Source organism: Variovorax gossypii (assembly GCF_003965815.1).
In the GTDB taxonomy this organism is placed as follows: Bacteria; Pseudomonadota; Gammaproteobacteria; order Burkholderiales; family Burkholderiaceae_C; genus Variovorax; species Variovorax gossypii.
The window spans coordinates 566306-585308 of the sequence record NZ_RXOE01000001.1 but is presented as its reverse complement, the minus strand read 5'-3'; the positions used below and the strand labels follow the sequence as shown (position 1 = coordinate 585308).

14 protein-coding genes are annotated in these 19003 nt (G+C 69.3%); 10 read left to right on the top strand and 4 right to left on the bottom strand.

From position 1 onward, the window contains the following. Nucleotides 1–214: 214 nt before the first annotated feature. Nucleotides 215–2275, top strand: coding sequence for an elongation factor G (gene fusA, locus EJP69_RS02640; protein WP_126468634.1), 2061 nt, complete (start codon nucleotides 215–217; stop codon nucleotides 2273–2275). A gap of 35 nt (nucleotides 2276–2310) precedes the next feature. Here the strand turns inward: fusA and EJP69_RS02635 are convergent, their stop codons facing one another. Continuing rightward, nucleotides 2311–4560: a hypothetical protein gene (locus tag EJP69_RS02635; protein ID WP_126468633.1), complete on the bottom strand. Its 2250-nt coding sequence runs from the start codon at nucleotides 4558–4560 to the stop codon at nucleotides 2311–2313. 435 nt (nucleotides 4561–4995) lie between these two features. On the opposite strand from EJP69_RS02635, the gene EJP69_RS02630 reads away from it, so the two are divergent. Both EJP69_RS02630 and EJP69_RS02625 read left to right on the top strand, forming a co-directional pair. Then, on the top strand, nucleotides 4996–5430 hold the full coding sequence (locus tag EJP69_RS02630) for a DoxX family protein (protein ID WP_126468632.1): 435 nt from the start codon (nucleotides 4996–4998) through the stop codon (nucleotides 5428–5430). Between the two features lie 214 nt (nucleotides 5431–5644). After that, nucleotides 5645–7120: a SidA/IucD/PvdA family monooxygenase gene (locus EJP69_RS02625; protein ID WP_126468631.1), complete on the top strand. Its 1476-nt coding sequence runs from the start codon at nucleotides 5645–5647 to the stop codon at nucleotides 7118–7120. A gap of 49 nt (nucleotides 7121–7169) precedes the next feature. Here EJP69_RS02625 and EJP69_RS02620 read toward each other — a convergent pair whose 3' ends face one another. Continuing rightward, the gene (locus tag EJP69_RS02620) at nucleotides 7170–8054 is read right to left on the bottom strand and encodes a LysR family transcriptional regulator (protein ID WP_126468630.1); all 885 of its coding nucleotides are present in this window, start codon (nucleotides 8052–8054) and stop codon (nucleotides 7170–7172) included. A gap of 186 nt (nucleotides 8055–8240) precedes the next feature. Here EJP69_RS02620 and EJP69_RS02615 point away from each other — a divergent pair, with 186 nt between their 5' ends. From EJP69_RS02615 to EJP69_RS02590, 6 genes are read left to right on the top strand one after another with little or no spacing between them, the layout of a single operon-like run. Further along, a complete protein-coding gene (locus tag EJP69_RS02615; RefSeq protein WP_093307147.1) occupies nucleotides 8241–9347 on the top strand; it encodes a TauD/TfdA family dioxygenase in 1107 nt (368 codons plus the stop codon). Nucleotides 9348–9351: 4 nt separating this feature from the next. Next, nucleotides 9352–10317, top strand: a complete 966-nt coding sequence (locus EJP69_RS02610) for a hypothetical protein (RefSeq protein WP_126468629.1) — start codon at nucleotides 9352–9354, stop codon at nucleotides 10315–10317. After that, the gene (locus EJP69_RS02605) at nucleotides 10314–11702 is read left to right on the top strand and encodes an MFS transporter (protein WP_126468628.1); all 1389 of its coding nucleotides are present in this window, start codon (nucleotides 10314–10316) and stop codon (nucleotides 11700–11702) included. The genes EJP69_RS02610 and EJP69_RS02605 overlap by 4 nt, the downstream gene beginning before the upstream one ends. A gap of 32 nt (nucleotides 11703–11734) precedes the next feature. Beyond that, on the top strand, nucleotides 11735–12910 hold the full coding sequence (locus EJP69_RS02600; protein ID WP_126468627.1) for an ATP-grasp domain-containing protein: 1176 nt from the start codon (nucleotides 11735–11737) through the stop codon (nucleotides 12908–12910). Further along, the gene (locus tag EJP69_RS02595; RefSeq protein ID WP_126468626.1) at nucleotides 12891–14156 is read left to right on the top strand and encodes an ATP-grasp domain-containing protein; all 1266 of its coding nucleotides are present in this window, start codon (nucleotides 12891–12893) and stop codon (nucleotides 14154–14156) included. The genes EJP69_RS02600 and EJP69_RS02595 overlap by 20 nt, the downstream gene beginning before the upstream one ends. Continuing rightward, entirely contained in the window at nucleotides 14153–15844 is a 1692-nt protein-coding gene (locus tag EJP69_RS02590) for a M14 family metallopeptidase (RefSeq protein ID WP_126468625.1), read from the top strand. The genes EJP69_RS02595 and EJP69_RS02590 overlap by 4 nt, the downstream gene beginning before the upstream one ends. Nucleotides 15845–15860: 16 nt before the next feature. Here EJP69_RS02590 and EJP69_RS02585 read toward each other — a convergent pair whose 3' ends face one another. After that, the gene (locus EJP69_RS02585) at nucleotides 15861–16241 is read right to left on the bottom strand and encodes a hypothetical protein (protein ID WP_093195151.1); all 381 of its coding nucleotides are present in this window, start codon (nucleotides 16239–16241) and stop codon (nucleotides 15861–15863) included. Between the two features lie 30 nt (nucleotides 16242–16271). Then, entirely contained in the window at nucleotides 16272–17852 is a 1581-nt protein-coding gene (locus EJP69_RS02580; protein WP_126468624.1) for an ABC transporter substrate-binding protein, read from the bottom strand. Nucleotides 17853–18011: 159 nt separating this feature from the next. On the opposite strand from EJP69_RS02580, the gene EJP69_RS02575 reads away from it, so the two are divergent. Beyond that, nucleotides 18012–18995, top strand: a complete 984-nt coding sequence (locus tag EJP69_RS02575) for an ABC transporter permease (protein ID WP_126468623.1) — start codon at nucleotides 18012–18014, stop codon at nucleotides 18993–18995. The last annotated feature ends 8 nt before the right edge of the window (nucleotides 18996–19003 follow it).

Sequence of the window (19003 nt, the reverse complement as noted above, 5' to 3'; positions counted from 1 at the left end):
TGCGCAACAGCGTTCATGTGAAAGCTTTGGACTACTGTTTAAGCCCTAGGCGGCGCACGATCCGTCGGCCGAACGCCTTATGTCGGCCCGAAAGGCGAGGGCGCGCGCCGTGGCCTGCTTGCAACAGCCCCTTCAATCCCGTACGCTGGCCCGGCGTCCACGCACAGCAGCCGGGACCGCCGGGCCGGCCTTCCGGACGCCAAGGAGTCCAGCCATGCCAAGCCGATCGAACGGCCTCGCGGCCGAAATGGAAGCAGTGCGAACGCTGGCGCTCGTCGGCGCCGCCGCCTCGGGCAAGACTTCCCTTGCCGAGGCCCTGCTGCACAAGGCGGGTGCCATAGGGGCCTGCGGGAGCGTCGAGCGGGGCAGCACCGTCAGCGACCACGACCCGCTCGAGCGCCGCATGCAGCACTCGCTCAACGCATCGGTGATGCACCTCACCCATGCCGGCACCCGCATCCACTTCATCGACACGCCCGGGGGCGCCGACTTCCTCGGCCAGAGCCTGCCGGCGCTGGAGGCGGTCGAGACGGCGGCGGTGGTCATCAACGCCGCCACCGGCATCGAGCCGATGACGGTGCGCATGATGGAGTACGCGGCCTCGCGCCACCTCGCCCGCATGATCATCGTCAACAAGATCGACTCGCAGGGCGTCTCGCTGGCGGGCCTGCTGGCCGACATCCAGGCCGCATTCGGCCGCGAATGCCTGCCGCTGAACCTGCCCGACGGCGTGGGCAGGCAGGTGGTGGACTGCTTCTTCAACCGCTTCGGGCAGTCCGACTTCGGCCCCGTCGAAGCGGCGCACCGCGCGCTGGTGGAGCAGGTGGTCGAGGTCGACGCGGCCTTCGTCGACCGCTACCTCGAGGAGGGCGACGTGAGTCCGTCCGAGCTGCATGCGCCGCTCGAGCAGGCGCTGCGCGAAGGCCACCTGATCCCGGTGTGCTTCGTCTCGTCGCGCAGCGGCGCCGGCGTGGCCGAACTGCTGGACGTGATCGTCAAGCTCCTGCCCGACCCGACCGAGGCCAACCCGCCGGATTTCCTCGTCGGCGAGGGCGCGGAGGCGAAGCCCATGCAGGCCAGGCCCGACCCGGCGCTGCACGTGCTGGCGCACGTGTTCAAGGTCACGATCGACCCCTATGTCGGCAAGATGGGCATCTTCCGCGTGCACCAGGGCACGGTCACGCGCGACAGCCAGCTCTATATCGGCGACGGCCGCAAGCCCTTCAAGGTGGGCCACCTGTTCATGCTCCAGGGCAAGGACCATGTGGAGGTGTCGCGTGCCGTGCCCGGCGACATCGTCGCGGTGGCCAAGGTCGAGGAGGTCCATTTCGACGCCGTGCTGCACGACGCCGCGGAAGACAGCCACGTCCATCTCGCGCCGCTGGCGTTCCCGGTGCCCGTGCACGGCCTGGCCGTGGAGCCCAAGCGCCGCGGCGACGAGCAGCGCGCCTGGGAGATCCTCGGCAAGCTCGCGGCCGAAGACCCGTGCCTGCGCATCGAGCACGTGGTCGCGACCAACGAGACGGTGCTCTACGGGCTGGGCGAGCTTCACCTGCGCATCGTGCTCGAGCGCCTGCGCGAGGTGTACCGCTTCGAGGTCCAGACGCGCCCGCCACGCATCGCCTACCGCGAGACCGTGACCGCGTCCGCGCAGGGCCACCACCGCCACAAGAAGCAGACAGGCGGCGCGGGCCAGTTCGGCGAGGTCTTCCTGCGCATCGAGCCGCTGGCGCGCGGCGCGGGCTTCCAGTTCGATGACGAAGTCAGGGGTGGCGCGATACCGAACCAGTTCATTCCCGCGGTCGAGAAGGGCGTGCGCGAAGTGCTGGTGTGCGGCGCGATCGCCGGCTACCCCGTGGTCGATGTCCGCGTCGTCGTGCACGACGGCAAGCACCACAGCGTCGACAGCAAGGACATCGCCTTCGCGACCGCCGGCCGAAAGGCCTTCATGGCCGCGATCCGCGAGGCCCGGCCCGTCGTGCTGGAGCCGATCGTGCAGATCGAGATCGACGTGCCCGAGCATGCCGTGGGCGACGTCACCAGCGACCTGTCGTCGCGGCGCGGGCTGGTGACCGGAACATCCACCCTGGGCGCCGGCACCGTGGCCGTCGGCGGGCAGGTGCCGATGGCCGAGCTGGCCAACTACCAGTCGCGGCTCAATGCCATGACCAGCGGCCAGGGGCGCTACACCATCGCGCTGTCGCACTACGAGGCCGTGCCGCCGAGCGTCCAGCAGACGCTGACGGACCAGTACCGGGTACGCGACGAGGACTAGGGCGGCGGTCTTCCCGATCACGCGCTCGCCTCCGGCTACTGCCCCGAAATGGTCGTTCCGTGCTGCAGCCGCGGCGGCAGCCGGTCGTCGAGCCAGTCCATGCGCCACGCCAGCACCACGCCCACGCCGACGATGCAGACCGCGGCCAGCACGCCCGCAAGGCCGTGCCGCTCGCGGTAAGGATCGGCGGCGATGCGCTTCGCGCCCGGCGGCACGCGCGCGGTCTGCGACAGCAGGCCGCCGAGCCGCACGTTCACCTTCATGCGCCCGTTGATGGCCCATCCGCTGGCGTCGAGGATCGGCCCCAGGCTTCGCTGGCGCAGCTTCAGCCAGGCGATCAGCATGCTCGGCCCCGAGATCGCGATCACGATGCCGGCGAGCGCCACCGGTATCCACTGCCCCAGGTCGATGAACTTGCCGAAGATGCCGACCAGCACCGCGCTGATGCTGCCCAGCGCCACGCCGATGGCCGCCACGGTGCCGACGTCGATGCGGCTTGCGGCCGGCGTCACGCCAGGCCGCGCCGGCGGTTTCGAGGCGTCCGGGGCCGCTGCCTGATCCGCCGTGGCGACCCGGCCCGCCAGCGACTGCAACGCGCTCTGCGAACCGGCCTCGCTCGCCGCCGCGCGCTTGGCCACCTGTTCCTCGACCAGGCGAACGAACTTCTTGTACGGCGCGAAGAAGGCCTGCGCGACGCTGGTGGGGTTCTCGATGAGCTTGGTGATGGTGGCATCCCAGTCGCGGCCCTGGCGGTCGTAGAACACGCCGTTGCGCCCGGCGAAGAGAAAGTCGACGTCGCCCGCCGTGAAGGCGGCCACGATGCTCATCTTCTGCCCCTGGCGCGTGCAGTCGCAGTACGCAAGGCAGGTCTTGGCCAGCCCTGCCAGCGCAGCGTGCCGGGCCGTGTCCTGCACCTGCACCGTGAGCTCGCAGCTGCGCCCGTCGAGGTAGAGCGTACCGGCCTGGAAGATGGCGCCCTCGCGCTGGTAGAACGCCTTGAAGGACACGAAGTTGTGGAGCAGCACCCGCAGGTCGCGCTGCAGGCGCAGGAGCTTCTCGAGGTCGACCAGCAGCCGGTTGTGGTGCTCGGCCGCCTCGTCTTCGGCGATGAGTGCCAACAGCGCGTCGCGTGTCACGAGCAGCGCGGCGACGCGATCGCGCGAAAGGCCGGCCAGTGCATTGGCCGGGCGCGCCTCTATCCAGGCTTCGCAGGGCGCGAGCCGGCGGCGCAGCGCCTGCCATTGCTCTTCCTCGAGCGCATCGCGTTCGCCCAGCAGCGAGGCCACCGCATCGCGCGCGAACACGGCCATCGCATCGGTCCAGGCAGGGTTCAGGCTGGTGCCTTGCAGCGGCAGCGAACGGCTGGGCGTGACGGGTGCCAGCGGCAGTTCGGCGATCGGTGGCGCGCCCACGTCGAGCGTATGGCTCGATAGCGCGTCGTAGGCATCGGCCGATGGGTTGAGCGCCGCCACCGCCTGCACGTCGTAGGCGGCCACGCGGCAGCGCGCGAAGAAGTCGTCGACCTTGGCCGCGACTGCCCGCATGGACTCGGTCGCGGCCAGGGTGCGCTCGCCCAGGGGAAGCAGCGCTTCCTCGTCGCCCTTGGCGTACCAATCGTGGACCGCCTTCGCTTCGGCCATGAAGGCTTCGGCACGCGCGCGATCGAGGCCGGGCCTGCTCTCGTGGCGGTCAGGCGTGCTGCCGTGGGTGCGCATCGCTTCCTCGATGGTCGCGCGCAGCGCGTCGTCGCCGGCGGTTTCGGGCGTGACCACTCCGTCGCCGTTGAAGCGCATCGACGCCAGCCACTCGCCGCGATCGGAAATGTCGGCGAGCGTCAGCGTGTTCGCATCCTTCTTGCCGAGCAGGTCGAGGATGCGCCGGCCCTCCCTGGCAAGGTCCGAGCCCGGAGAGCCTGTGTTGTCGAGGTCGTCGAGAGACAGCGTGCCGCCGCCCGCGAGCAGCACGTCGGCGCTGCGCAGCCGCTCGCAGGCCCACAGGCAGGCCGCGATGACCTCCGGCGGGCGCACGCGGCCGTCACCGTCGGAGTCGATCAGGTCGAGCGTGCGCGGGTCGAAGTCGATGCCGCGCGTGGGGCAGGCGAGCGCAACCCAGAGCTTCTGGTCGAGTTCGGCGATGCGCGCGATGTCTTCTCCGCTGCGGAACACCACCTGGTCCACGCCGCCCGCGCGGATGAACTGCCAGATGTGCGGCTGCCGGGGCGGCGTCTCGGTCTCGGTGCCGGGCACGCCGGCGGGGATTGCAGGGTTGGTGGAGGTGGTCGTCACTGGGCTGCTTTCCTGCGGCGCGGCACGTGTGCGTACAGCGAACGTGCAACGCGGTTTCTTCGTATGGGGCAGAGCCTAGATCGCGCGCGCCGAATGCATTGAGGACAGACGGCGCGCTGCGCTGTCGGTCTATGCCGACATCGCCAGGCGCACTCAGATGCCTTGGTTATGGCCTTATCGAAACGCTTCGTTGGTGACAGGCCCGTGCGTGGGCCGCCGTGCTGTTCGCCGTGTGGGCCGGGCTGCGGCTCGGACGCTTGCGCGTTTCCGTTCGCGGCGAGGGCAGGGCGGCGTGAGGGAGGTCTGAAGAAAGAAAGCGAGGGTCGAAGTGCGAATTTCGAGCTTTGGATGCAAGTGGCGCCATCACAGAATTTCAGTGCGTTCCTGTTCTTCTTTTTCCTTTCTTTCCTTCAACCTTCCATCGCTTTCACCGCCATGACCATTCCCAAGACAGACCGCCTGGTTCCGCCCGCTCTCTCGGTGCTGCGCATCGTCTCGGCCTATCTGCTGATCCTGCACGGCTCGGCAAAGCTGTTCGGCTTTCCGCACGTGGCCTTCTTCGACAACCTGCAGCTCGTCTCGCTGCTGGGTGCGGCGGGCGTGCTGGAGTTCTTCGGCGGCATCCTGCTGCTGATCGGGCTGTTCACGCGCCCGGTCGCCTTCGTGCTGTCGGGGCTGGCGGCCTTCGCGTACTTCATCGGTCATGCGTCCAAGGGCTTCGTGCTGGCCCCTTCGCTCAACCAGGGCGAGGCCGCGGTGCTGTTCTCGTTCGTCCTCCTGTTCATCGCCGCAGCCGGCGCTGGCCCCTGGAGCATCGATGCCTGGCGACGTCGTGCGCCGGTGGCCGGCGCCTCTGCCGCAGCGGCATAGGCTCGCAGCCCAAAGAACAAAAACGGATCAACGTATGCGGATTCCGTGCTTCGCTTTTCGCGGCCACGCCTGAAGAATGGGGTGTCTTGCCTTCGAGGTGAGTGTCTCCTCGTCGTACCCGAAGCGACGTTCAACGGACCCTTCGGGGTCCATTTTTTTGCGCGCGGGTGCATCGTGAATTCATGCAACAGCTTCACAACGAAAAGCACCGCACATGAGCTCTTCATCCTCCCCCGCGAACGCCGCGAACCCAGACTACGCCGCGCATGAAGCGCTGCGCCTGCTCGGCCCCGCGCCAGCCAACTGGGTGCCGGCCCATGCGGGCATCGACCACAACGTGCTCGTCGTCGGCGGCGGCCAGACCGGCAGCGCCTTCGCCTTCGCGATGCAGCGCGCAGGCATCGGCGGCGTGAGCGTCATCGATGCCGCCGCCGGGACCTCGCAGGCCGGCGTGTGGCTCACGCGGGCGCGCATGCACAAGCTGCGCACGCTGAAGAACCTTGTCGGCCCCGAGGGGCCGGTCACGGCGCTCGGCTTCCAGGCCTGGTACGAAGCGCGGCACGGCCAGGAGGCGTATGCCGCCATCGACCGCATTCCGCGCATAGCCTGGGCCGAGTACCTGGACTGGTTCCGGGGCATCACGGGCACCGCGGTGCGCTATGGCACGCGGCTGGTCCGCTTCGAGCCGGTGGAGGGTGGGGCGGTGCCGCACTTCCGGCTGCATCTCGAAGTGAACGGCGAGCCGCGCGTCGAGACCGCGCGCAAGCTGATCTTCGCGAACGGCGTGGCCGGCAGCGGCGCGCCTTTCATTCCCGACCTGCTGGCGTCGGCCGTGAGCCAGGGCCTCGCGGCCCACACAGGCCATGCGATCGACTTCGGGGCGCTCGCCGGCAAGACGGTGGCCGTGATCGGTGCCGCCGCATCGGCCTTCGACGCGGCAGCGGTCGCCCTCGAAAGCGGCGCGGCAGCCGTGCACCTGTTCGCCCGCCGCGACCGGCTGGCGGCCACGCCCGTGGCACGCGTGCGCGGCTATCCGGGCCTCTACGACAACTACCTCGCGCTGCCCGATGCCACGCGCTGGCACCATGCGGCGCGCTATCGCCGCCTGGGCACCACGCCGCCACCGGATTCGGTGCAGCGCGTGCTGAAGTTCCCGCATTTCCACCTGCACCTGTTCTCGCCCTGGCAGGGCGCGGAAGTGCGCGACGGCAAGGTGGTCGCTTCGGTGAACGACGAGAGCTTCCGCTTCGACTTCGCCATCGCCGGCACGGGCTACACGCATGAGCTATCGCAGCGCCCCGAACTGGCCGGCATCGCCGGCCAGGTGCTGCGCTGGCGCGACCGCTTCGAGCCGCCCGCGCACGAGCGCGACGATGAACTCGGTGCGGCGCCGTACCTGGGCGCGGGACTCGAACTCCTGGAGAAGACGCCCGGCACCGCGCCCTGGCTGCGCGACATCCACATCTACAACCCGGGCGGCTTCGCCAGCACCGGCCTGCCGCTGGGCGACGTGCCGAGCATCCGCGGCTATGTGCCCGCGGTGGTGCGCCGCATCAGCGAAGACCTGCTGCTGGCCGACTTCGCTCTGCACGAGGAACGCACGCGCGCGGAGGTGCCGCCGGACTTCGACGAATCGCTCTACGCCAGCGCGATCTGGCAGGCCGGCGCGAGGCAGCGGCTCGCGGCCTGAGGCCCGCCAATGTCCCCGGCTTGCCCGGAGGCAACAGGACTGTCGCGCCTCAGAGCGGCGTAACCGGCTGGCGTGCCGAGTGGCGCAGCTCCTGCATCAGCGCCCGGGCTTCGACGCCGGGCTGCCATTCCTCGCGGTACACGAAATAGCTCGTGGCCGGCGCCAGGTCGCGCGGGCGGTAGGCCTGCAACTGGTAGGACTGCGCCTGGTTCTCCACCAGCCTGCGCGGCACCACCGCAATGCCCATGCCCGCCGCCGCGCAGCCCAGCACCGCTCCATAGGTGCTGAACGACAGCACCCGGGCGCAGGCGATGCGCCGCGATTCGAGCCAGCGCTGCGCCATGGTGCGATAGGGGCAGCCTTCGCGGAAGGCGATCAGCGTCGGCGCATACACGGGCGCCTGCGCCAGCAGTTCCGCCGGGTCTTCCTGCGCCACAACCACGAGCGGCTCGTCGAAGCCCGCCTCGTAGATCAGGCCCGCGCGTTCGTTCACGCGCGCAGTCACCGCAAGGTCCAGGCGGTGCTGCAGCAGCATCTGCGACAGCGCGGGCTCGGCTTCCACCTCCAGCTGGAGCTCCAGTTCGGGGAATGCCTGCCGCATGGCGGCCAGTGCGTGCGGCAGGTGCATGGCGGCCGTGCTTTCCATGGTGCCCACGCGCAGGCGCTGCACCGCGGGGGCCTCGGCGCGTGCGTTGGCTGCCGCTTCGTCGATGAGATCGAGGATGCGCGTCACGTAGGGCAGGTAGCGCTCCCCGGCCTCGCTGAGCTGCAGCCGCTTGCCCTGGCGGTTGAACAGCGGCACGCCCAGGCGCTGTTCCATCTGCTTGAGCCGCGTCGTCACGTTGGACTGGGCACAGCCGAGCACGTTGGCCGCCTTCAGGGCACCGCCTTCGTCCACCACGGCCTTGAAGGTTTCGAGCAATACACGGTCCATGGGCGACCTCTTTTCTCCAGATTCAGCGGAAAGTAATAAATCTGATTATCGGATATGGAATATCAAATAGATTCGTTTTTGAGATAAAAAATCGCCAATAGCCTCGCGTCAGCGTCAGCAGACCCAACCGCTGTCCCATCGTGACGCGCCTTGCCGCGCGCCTGTCGACACACTCAAGGAGTTTTCATGTCAGACCAAGGTTCGAGAGCCGAAGTGAGCATCACCGCCAGCGAGGCCGAGCAGATCCGTCAGGTGCTCGGAGACCTCGACTACGACCCGGCAGGGAGTTCGGCCTACATCGGCGAGCTTCGCCGGCGCGTCTATTCCGGTTTTCCGGAACGCCTGGTGCGGCTGCTGGAAGTCATCAAATCGTCCAACAGCGCCGCCTATGCCTACCTGGTGGTCGACAACCTGCCGATCGACTCCGGCGTGAGGGGCAGCCCGCAGTTCGGCGAGACCGGGCGCCAGTTCAAGGACGGCGTGCTCAGCGAGAACCTGCTCGCGGCGCTCGGCGCTGCCATCGGCGAGCCGTACTCGATCTCGCACGAAGGGCTGGAGCTGGTCAACAACCTCACGCCGCACAAGCACACGCGCAACGACTACACCGGCCTGGGCTCCGAGGTGGAGCTCGACTTCCACATCGAGAATGCCGCCCAGGCCTTCATGCCCGAGGGCGACACCTCGCCGCTCGCGCTGCTGCTGCTCGGACTGCGCGCCGCGCCCGAGGGCGAGGGCCGGGGGCCGTTCACGCGGGTGGCCGACGCGCGGCTCGCGCTGGCCCGCCTGAGCGACGAGGACCTGGAGGCGCTCTACGGCCGCAACTTCATCATCCGCGTGCCGTACCGCTGGCGCGGCGCCACGCCCACGCCGCGCGACAACACCGACCTGAGCCCGGTGCTGTCGGGCCCGCTGGAGCTGCCGCGCGTGACCGTGGCCTTCTACCCCGACATGGTGCTGCCCGTGAACCAGCGCGCCAGGACGGCGCTGGAGAACTTCCACCGCGAGGTGAGGGCGGTCTCCGAGGCCATCGACATCAAGCCGGGCCGGCTGGTCTTCGTCAACAACCGCTTCGCGCTGCACTCGCGCGACAGCTTCGTGCCCAGCTTCGACTCCAACGACCGCGCCTATCGCTGGGTGCAGCGCATCATGGTCACGACCAACCTGTGGAACTTCCGCTCCTTCGGCAAGCGGCAGGAGCGGGTGTTCGATCCCTTCCTGCTGCCGCGCGCCAGCGAGCCGGTGCGCTCGCGCAACGCGGATGCGCGCCAACCCGCCTTGAGCGAGCAGGCCTGAGCCGATGCCGGGGCCGTTCGCCGTCCTGACCCGCAACGGCCCGAGCGTGCTGGCCGCCGGCGTCTTCCTGGGCCTGCTCGTGCCGGCGCTCGCGGACGCGGCACGCCCGCTGATGCCGGTGACCGTGTTCATCTTCGTGCTCGGCACCCTGTTGCGCGTCGACCCGGCCACCGTGCTGGCGGTCGCGCGCCGGCCGGCGGTTTCGCTGGCGCTGCCGCTGTGCGCGATCGTCGTGTGCCCCGTCGTCGCGGGCCTGGCGGGCCTCGCGCTGGGCCTGCCGCCGGCATGGACCCTGGCGCTGGTGCTCGCCTTCTGCGCACCGCCGGCCAGCGGCACCTCGGCCGTGGCCCGCATGCTGGGACTGGACGCGGCCGTCGCGCTGGTTGCCACGCTGGCGGCGATGGCGCTGGTGCCGCTCACCGCGCCGCTGCTGGCGCAGTGGTTCGGGCGGGATCCGGGCGTGGCCATCCAGCCTTCGAGCCTCGCGTTGCGGCTGGTCCTGCTGGTCGGCACGGCCGAGGGCGCGGCGATCCTCGTGCGCCGGTTCGCGAAGGAGCGCCTCGCGGCCCACGCGGGCGCGATCGACGGCGTCGTGGTGGTCGCGCTGCTGGTCTTCGCGGTCGGCACGATGGCCGGCCTGCAGCAGGCCATCGTGGACCAGCCGGCGCTCGTGATCGCGGCCATTGCGCTGGCGTTCGCCGCCAACGTCGGCGTGCAATGCATCGCGTACCTGCTCACGCCGGGCAGCGTGCGCACCCGCCTGAACGTCGCGCTGCTCATGGGCAACCGCAACGTCGGGCTGCTGTGGGCTGCGCTCGGCGCCGCGGCGACGCCCGCCATCGCGCTGTTCTTCGCCTGCGCGCAGCTGCCGATCTACCTGCTGCCGCGCGTCATCCAGAGCCTGGTGCCGCGCCTTGAGGCGCTGAGCGAGCGCCGCAGGAGCGCACGCGAACTGAGGGCGTCGGAATGAGCGCCGCAGGCAGCACTTCACTGGCCGAACTCGCACCCGCCGGGCGGCGCGCCACCGGCATCGGCTGGACTCTGGCCGCGACCAGCTTCGGCTTCGTGGTGGTGCAGCTCGACGTGACCATCGTCAACGTGGCGATGCCGCAGATCGGCAAAGACCTCGGGGCCGGCGTGACCGGCCTGCAGTGGATCGTCGACGCCTACACGCTGGCCTTCGCGGCGCTGCTGCTCACGGCCGGCTCTTTTGCCGACCGCTTCGGCAGCCGGCGCGTCTTCAGCGTCGGGCTGGTGCTGTTCGGGCTGGCCTCGCTGGGCTGCGCGGTCGCGCCTTCCATCGGCGTGCTGATCGCGGCGCGCGCGGCGCAGGGTGTCGGCGCGGCGCTGATCCTGCCGACCTCGCTGTCGCTGCTGTCGCACGCCTGCGCGGGCGACGCGGTGGCACGCACGCGCGCCATCGGGTGGTGGAGCGCCATCGGCGGCGTGGTGAGTGCCGCGGGGCCCGTGCTCGGCGGCGCGCTGACGACCGGCCTGGGCTGGCGCTCGATCTTCTTCGTGAACCTGCCGATCTGCGCCCTGGGCCTGTGGGCGGTGCGCCGCTACGTCGCCGAGACGGTTCGCGCGGCGGCCGGCAGGCTGGACGTGGGCGGGCAGCTGCTGGCCATCGTCGCGCTGTTCTTCCTCACCCATGCGGTCATCGAGGGCGGCGTGCTCGGCTGGACCGACTGGACGGTGCTCGCGGGCTTCGCCGTCGCCGCACTGGCCATCGCCGCCTTCGTGCGCAACGAGTCGCGCGTGCCGGCGCCGATGATCCCGCTCGGCATCTTCCGCAGCAGGGCGTTCTCCGCGGCCATCGTGCTCGGCGTGCTCATGAACATCACCTTCTACGGGTCGATCTTCGTGCTGAGCCTGTACTTCCAGCATTCGAAGGGCTACACGCCCACGCAGACCGGCCTTGCCTTGCTGCCCTTCACCGTGATCATGCTGGCGAACCTCGCGAGCGGACGGCTGGCCAGGCGCTTCTCGCAGCGCACGCCGGTGATCGCGGGTTTCCTGCTCTCCGCGCTGGCGTTCGCGCTGCTGCACGGCGTGGACGCCGCCACGCCGTACCTGCGCATCCTGCCCAGCCTGCTTCTGCTGGCTATCGGCGCGGGCATCGGCACGCCGGCCCTCACGTCGCTGGTGATCGGCAGCGTGGCTTCCTCGCTGTCGGCCACCGCTTCGGCGATCTTCGGCGCGGCGCGCCAGGTCGGCAGCGCCATCGGCGTGGCCCTGTTCGGGGCATTGCTGGTCGGCTTGCCCGCGCAGGTCGCGACCGGGGCGGTGTTCGCGTTCGACCTGTCGGCCTTCCTGCGGTTGGCCGGCGCGCTGATCGCCGTGCTGTGCCTCTAGGGCCGACGTTCCTTTTTCTTCCGGGGTATCGAATGACACGACTCATCGTGATCGGTGCGCGCAAGACCGGCACCAGCCTCGCGCTGGTGCGCGCGGCACTCGACAGGCAGTTGCAGGTGACGGTGATCAGCGGGCCGAACGACCTGCTGCAGGGCGTGTTTCCGCCGGAGGTGGAAATCGTCAACCTGCAGACCGAGGCCGACGCGGTGGTCGCCTGGCTGCGCGACCACCATCCCGATCCTGATCGCCGGCTGCGCGTTACCACGGCCAACGACGTCTACGCGCGGCTCGCGGCGCAGGTGGCCGAACAGCTCGGCCTGCCGGGGCCGGACGCCGCCGCAGTGGCGCGCAGCGTGTCCAAGGCGAACCAGAAGGCGCTTCTGGCTGCGAGCGGCCTGCCGACCGCGAAGTTCGTCGACGGCGCGCTGTCCGACCTGCCGGCGCTCTGGGACCGCGTGGGCGCGCTGCGCTTCCCCGTGGTGGTGAAGCCGTCCGAAGGCTCGGCAAGCCACGGAGTGAAGCGCTGCGCCGATGCGGGCGAGGCCAGGCGGCACGCCGAGGCGCTGGCCGACGAGCTGCAAGCCAACCGGCGCACCGGCCTGACCGACAGCGTGATCGTCGAGGAATTCCTCGAGGGCGCCGAATACTGCGTCGAGTACTTCGACGGGCGGTACGTGGGCGCGATGCGCAAGCTCAAGCGCCGCGGCGAGGGCTTCCTGGAGCGCGGCTACACCTCCGAGCTCGACCTGGACGACACCGCCTTGCGCCGGCTGATCGACGCCGGCGCCAGCACCATCGAACTCGCCGGCCTCTCGTGGGGGCCCGTGCACCTGGATTGCATCGTGCGCGACGGCGTGCCCTACGTGATCGAGCTCAATCCGCGCATCGCCGGCAGCTTCATCTGCGACATCGTGCGCGACGGCTACGGCTTCGACATCGTCACCGCGCTGCTCGACAAGCTCACGGGCCGCGGCGTGGACGTGCCCGACATCTTCGCGCCGCGCTCGTACGCGCACGTCGAGTTCCTGCTGGCGAGCGACCCGCTGCCGTGGGACTTCTCGTCGCCCGGCGAGCTGCGCAACGCCGACCTCCACATCACCTACGGACCGCAACGGCTGGTCCATCGCGAGCGGCGCGCGTACATCTACGTGCGCCGCCTGTTTCAACCCACCGCAGAGAAGAGACTCCATGAAGAAGCAGTTGCTTGATACCGTGGCCATCGTCGACGGCGCCTCGACCAGCGCGCACCTGGCGCCCGCCTTCCGCTCGTACGGCGTGCGCTGCGTGCACGTGCTGAGCAGCGAGTCGCTGCCGCAGCGCCTGCAGACGCAGATCAACCCGGCCGACTACGTGCGCAGCGTGGTGCATCGCGGCGACCTGCGCCAGACGGCCGATGCGCTGCGAGACCTGGGCATCAGCGTGGTGCTGCCGGGCGTCGACAGCGGCGTCGAGCTGGCCTCCAGGCTGGCCGATGCGCTCGAGGTGCCGCTGCGCAACCCGGTGGAACTCACCGCCGCGCGGCGCGACAAGTTCGAGCAGATCGAGGCGCTGCGGCGCGCCGGCGTGCGCACGCCGCAGCAGTTCCAGTCGCGCTCGCCGCAGGAGATCGCCGACTGGGCGCGGGCCCATGCGCGCCTGCCGGTGGTCATCAAGCCCACGCGCAGCTCCGGCGTGAAGGGCGTGAAGATCTGCCGCACGCAAGAGCAGGTGGAGGAGGCCGCCCGCAACGTGCTGGCGATCAAGTCCTCGTACGACGAGGTGCAGGAGGACATCCTCGTGCAGTCGTACAGCGAGGGGCAGGAATACATCGTCGATTCCGTCTCCTTCGAAGGCCATCACAAGGTGGTCAGCCTCTGGGAGGTGGAGCGCGACCGCAGCCATTCGCCCCGGCTGGAGAAGATGCTCGTGGTCGACCACACGCAACCGCAGTACGCGGAAGTCATCGCCTACGCGGTGCAGGTGCTCGACGCCGTGGGGCTGCACTACGGACCGTCCCACCTGGAGCTGATCGTGACGGCCGAGGGGCCGACCATCGTCGAGCTGAACTCCCGCCTGCACGGCAGCCTCGACCCGCGCCTCACGACGGCCGTGACCGGCGAGAACCAGATCTCGGTGACGGTCGAGGCCTTCGTCAATCCGCAGCTCTTCAAGCAGACGCTGAACGAGCAGCCGCGCTTCAGCGGCTTCTGCGGCCATATCCTGCTGGTTTCGCCCAAGGCGGGCGTGCTCGCCAGGGACTTCGCCTGGGATTCGATCGAACAGCTGCCGTCTTGCGTCAGCGTGAAGCGATGGGTAAAAACGGGCGACCGCCTGAACGTGACCACCGACCTGCGCACGGCGCTGGGCATGGTGGGCCTGTTCGATGCCCAGTTCGACCGGCTCACGGCCGACTGGAAATCCATCCGCCAGATCGAGCACAGCTTCTTCTCCGACCCCGAAACGCTCGCTGCATGACTTCGCTGCTCGACACCATCGTCCCTCGAACCCTCACGCAACTGGTGCAGCGCTTCACCGCCGGCCCGGCGACGCGCGTGGAGGCCTGGCTGTTCGAGGACGAGGCGGCGCGCCGTGCGGCTGAGAAGACGCTGGCCGCAGCGGGTGTCACGGCGGTGCTGCGCAGCGCGTACAAGCCGCTGGTGCATTTCTTTCTCGAGGAGTTCGAAGGCGAAAGTCCCGGCGCGCGCGAGATCGTGGTGCGCACGCCCGCCGGCAAGGGGCAGCGCTTCCGGCTCGAGGCCTATCCGCTGGCCGGGCTGATCGGCAAGAGGAACACGCTGCGCTTCGTCGAAGGCGACGAGCTCCAGTCGGACTACATCGTCGAGACCGGCGGCAGGCGCTGGCAGGTGTTCGCGCCGAACGACGGCACCGCTTCTCCCTGCGGTTGGCTGCGCGTCTGGCAGGGCGACGCGCTGGTGGAAGACGCGCCGCTGCGAACAGAGTTCGAGATCGCCTGCGAGGCTGCGCTCGACGCAGTGCGCAAGCACGAGTGGCCGGCCACGCTGCCCCTGTTCGACACGCTGGAGATCGACATCGCGACCGCCGGCATCGAGCGGCGCCTTCCGTTCGGCGAGGAGACCATCAGCACCTTCGAGGCGCTGCACGAGGACAGCTACTACGGCGTGCTGGAATTCTTCAAGGCACGCGCAGGCCTGCCCGAGGCCGACCGCACGCTGCAGCCGGGGCAGATAGTGCCGCTGGTCTCGCAGGCCGACGGCGACACGCGGGTGACGGTGCGGCTCGCACGGCACCGCCGCGTCGATCCTCCCGTGGACGCCACGCTGGTGCTCGACGAGGCCGAACGCTCGCTCGCGCCCGTTGAGGTCGAACGCATCGTCGCGCAGCTGCCGGGAGAGCCGTTTTCCGTGACCTCCTTCCAGGGCCGGAAGGTCGCCGGCGTGCATGTGCGCGGCGCGCTGCCGGGCCTGGCGATCACGGCCGGGCAGCATGCGAACGAGAGTTCGGGCGTCGTCGGCGCACTGCGCGCGGCCCGCCACCTGAACACCCACCGCGACGCCCACTACGCACTGGTGCCGCTCGAGAACCCCGACGGCGCCGCGCTGCATTACCGCCTGCAGGCCACGCATCCGAATCACATGGCGCACGCGGCCCGTTATACGGCGCTGGGCGACGACCTGGAGGCCCGCACGAAGCCGCCCTTCGGAGAGAAGGCCGCGCGGCTCGAGGCCATCGCCCGCACCGGCGCGCGCCTGCACCTGAGCCTGCACGGCTATCCGGCGCACGAATGGACGCGGCCCCGCGCGGGCTACGTGCCGCTGGGCGGCGAGCTGTGGACCGTGCCCAAGGGCTTCTTCCTGATCTTCCGACGCCACCCCGGACTGGACGGCATGCGGTTCCTGCATGCGCTCACCGAGGAGCTGCATTCCGGTTCGCCGGAGCTGGCCGAGTTCAACGCGTTGCAGCAGCGGATGTGGCATGCCCATGTGGGCGAGCTGCCGTTCGAGCGGATCAACGGCATTCCGTGCCTCGTCACGACCGACGAGCGCTCCACGGTGCCGTTCACGCTCGTGACGGAGTTTCCCGACGAGACGGTGCGCGGCGCCGCCTTCCGGCTGGCCCACACGACGCAGATGCGCACCGTGCTGGCCGCCGCGCGGCTCTACTGGAAAGGCCTGCTGGCCTGAGCCTGCGTCAGCTGCGTCAGGCGATCACCAGCGCGGCATCCACCCGACGCGCGCGGTGGTCGACGTAGTAGCCGCCGAACTCTGTGTAGCGCAGCACCAGCCGCTGGCAGGCCGTGCACCGGTACACGTCGCAGCGGTTGAACGGGAAGTGCGCCACCGAGATCGGCGCTTCGGCCGAGTCGTAGCGCGTGCCGCCGGGGTGGAACTCCTCGAAGGTCGGTTCGTCGACGCCTTCGGCGCGCAGCGTGTCGACGCGCTGCAGCAGGTCGGCGGGCCAGCGGTCTTCGGCGAAGCTCTCCCAGGCATCCGCCCGGTGCAGCCAGCAGCCGCAAGGGGAGACCCCGGATCGGTCGCCGGCTTCGGCGAGTTGTTTCAGTTCGTGGGCATTCAGCGGCATCTTCTTCGCGACAGGTGAAAGGAAAGGCAGTCAGCGAATATAGACGTCCGCGAAGTTCGCCTCCACGCCGTCGCCCGTGAGCGAATGGTCGTGCACCCGGCGGTTGTAGATGGTGAAGTAGGTGGGCGAGAGCAGGTTCAGGTCGGGCACCTCGACGCCGACGATGCGCTGGAACTCCTTGAAGAGGGCCACCCGCTTAGCCGGATCGATCTCGACCGCGGCGTCTTCCAGCAGCCTGTCGACCACCGGGTTGTCGTAGAAGGTGCCGTTCGAGAAGGGCACGCCCTGGCGGATGTTCTTCGACCAGTACAGGCGCTGCGAACCCACCGTGGGATCGAACAGGTTGCTGGTGCCGTTGATCGCCAGGTCGTAGTTCTGCTCGGTGTAGATGCGTTTCACGTACTGCGAGAAGTCCGTGGCGCGAATGTCGACCCTGATGCCGACCCGGCCCAGCGCCTGCTTCACGTAGTCGGCCAGGCGCTTGTGAACGTCGCTCGGGTTGAAGTCGAGCGCAAGCGTGAAGCGCGTGCCGTCGGCCCCGCGCGGAAAGCCCGCCTCGTCGAGCAGGCGCTCGGCGGTCTTCGGCGCGTAGGGGTAGGGCGTGGGGCGGGTGTCGTGGAATTCCTTGAGGCCGGGCGCGATGGGGGAATAGGAGATCACGCCGTAGCCGTAGAACACGTTGTCGCGCACCACCTCGCGGCTGACGGCATGCGCGATCGCCTGGCGCACCTTCAGCTCCTTGAGCTGCGGCTGGCGCAGGTTGAACTCCAGGCGCGTCACGTTGTAGGAATAGCTGTTGCCCTTGGTCTCGAAGCCCAGCTTCGGGTTCGCCTTCAGCCGTTCGATGTCGCCGGGCGAGACGGGCGTGCGGTAGCCGATGTCCACGTCGCCGGTCTCGAAGGCGATGGAGCGCGAGGCCGCGTCGGGAATGATCTTCACGATCAGCCTGTCGATGTAGGGCTTGGGCCTGTCCCAGTAGTCGGGATTGCGCTCGTACACGATGTGGCTGCCGCGCACCCATTCCTTGAACCTGAACGGACCGGTACCCACGGGCGCCGAGCCGTTGGGGTTGCGCAGCACGTCGCCGCCGTTCTCGTAGAGATGCTTCGGCACGATGGGCGCTTCCGACGCGACGAAGGCCTTCAGCAGGTAGGGCGCCGGGCGCGACAGCTCGAGAACCGCCGTGTACGGGTCGGGCGTCTTCACGCGCTCCACCGGCGCGAAGGTGCTGCGGCCGCGCGGATGGTGTTCCTTCAGCAGCAGGATCGAATAGGCCACGTCGGCCGAGCTGAAGTCGCGCCCGTCGTGCCATTTCACGCCGCGGCGCAGGGTGAATGTGTAGGTCCGGCCGTCAGAGCTCACCTGCCATGCCGTGGCGAGCTGAGGCTGCGGCTTCAGGTCCTGGTCGTACTTCAGCAGGCCCTCGGTGACCTTCGCGCTGACGGCCAGGGTGGAGGAGTGCGAATGCGCGATCGACACCAGCGTGGGCGGCTCGTTCTGCAGCACCAGCGTGACCGTGCCGCCCGCCTGCGGGGCGGCCTGGAGCGCGTAGTGGGTCGCGAGCAAGGCCAGCGCGAGCAGCGCCTTGCCGATGGTTGTGATCTGGATCATCTTCGTGGGGCCCTGGAAGTCGGACCGCAATCTAGATGCGCGCGCGACGCCTGGCCAACGAAGCAAATCGGATATGCGTAGAAGGAAAGCTTCCTTCGATGCGTGAAGCCGCTCGTATAGCCTGACGGCCCGATTGACCGCCTCCTTCCAGAACCCTCTATGAACCTGCGCAGCGCAAGCCGCACGCTGGCGCGCACGGCGTGGCAGGCCGTGCCGACCGTCGTCGGCGTGATTCTTCTCAACTTCGTGCTGATGCAGTGGATTCCGGGCGACGCCGCCGACGTGGTGGCCGCCGAATCTGGCTCGGCCACCGCCGAGAGCATGGCGCAGCTGCGCAGCCACTTCGGGCTCGACCTGCCCGTGCTGCACCAGCTGGGCGCCTACCTCAACAACCTCGCGCACTTCAGCCTCGGCGTCTCGCCGCGCTACAACATGCCGGTGGTGTCGCTGATCGGCGCGCGGCTGGGCAACACGCTGCTGCTGATGGTTACGGCGCTGGCCTTCGCGCTGGCCATCGGCATCGCGCTGGGCACGATCATGGCCACGCGGGTAGGGCGCTGGCAGGACCGCACGCTCTCGGTGCTCGCGCTGCTGCTGTATTCCACGCCGGGCTTCTGGCTCGGCCTGATGGCGATCGTGCTGTTCTCGGTGCACCTGGGCTGGCTGCCCACCGGCGGCAGTGAAAGCATCGGCGCGGGCTACACCGGCTGGCGGCACGCGGTCGACGTGGCGCGGCACCTCGTGCTGCCGGCGCTGGCGATGTCGGGCTTCTACATCGCGATCTTCTCGCGCCTCACGCGCGCGGCGATGCTCGAGGTGACGCGCCAGGACTTCGTGCGCACCGCCGAGGCCAAGGGCCTGCACCCATGGGCCGTCAACCTGCGGCACGTGCTGCGCAACGCGCTGATTCCGGTCACCACCGTCGCCGGCATGCACTTCGGCACGCTGCTGGGCGGCGCTGTCGTGGTCGAGACCGTCTTCAGCTGGCCCGGCCTGGGCCGCCTGGCCTTCGATTCGGTTGCGGGCCGCGACTACACGGTGCTGCTGGGCGTGCTGCTGATGTCCTCGATGCTGGTCATCGTGGCCAACATGCTGGTCGACCTGCTGCATGCCTGGCTCGATCCGCGCATCCAGGTGCGCTGAGCTTCATT